This window comes from Novosphingobium huizhouense (assembly GCF_020179475.1).
Classification (GTDB): domain Bacteria; phylum Pseudomonadota; class Alphaproteobacteria; order Sphingomonadales; family Sphingomonadaceae; genus Novosphingobium; species Novosphingobium huizhouense.
The window spans coordinates 1-464 of sequence record NZ_JAILXZ010000011.1 but is presented as its reverse complement, the minus strand read 5'-3'; the positions used below and the strand labels follow the sequence as shown (position 1 = coordinate 464).

At 61.0% G+C, this 464-nt stretch carries 1 protein-coding gene; it reads right to left on the bottom strand.

From position 1 onward, the window contains the following. Positions 1–464: glutathione S-transferase family protein (locus K3A85_RS17755; RefSeq protein ID WP_225207846.1), on the bottom strand; the 464-nt coding region annotated here is incomplete at both ends.

The following is a 464-nucleotide window of genomic DNA, read 5'->3' as shown; positions in this document are numbered from 1 at the left end:
GGATAAGCGCGGGCCCAGGGATATACGGCCATATCGGCGATGGTGTATTCACCGGCAGCCAGCCAGTCGCGACCCTGCAGGTGCGTGTCCAGAACCTCCAGCAGGCGCCGCGTTTCGTCGCGATAACGCTTGATCGAGAAGGGTTCTTCATGCCCGTTCGGCGCAGCGATGCGCTGGAAATACATCGCCTGTCCCATCATCGGGCCGACATGGCCGACCTGAAAGAACAGCCACTGCATCACCTCGGATCGTGCCGCTGCGCCGTGGGGCAGGAATTGGCCGTATTTCTCGGCCAGGTGCCACAGGATCGCGCCGGATTCAAAGATAGCGCGGTCCTCGGCACGATCCACGATGGTGGGGATCTTGCCATTCGGATTCAGCCTGAGGTAGTCGGGTGCCTTTTGCTCCTGCTTGCCGAAATCGATCAGCGTCAGGTCATAGGGCACGCCCGCCTCTTCCAGAAA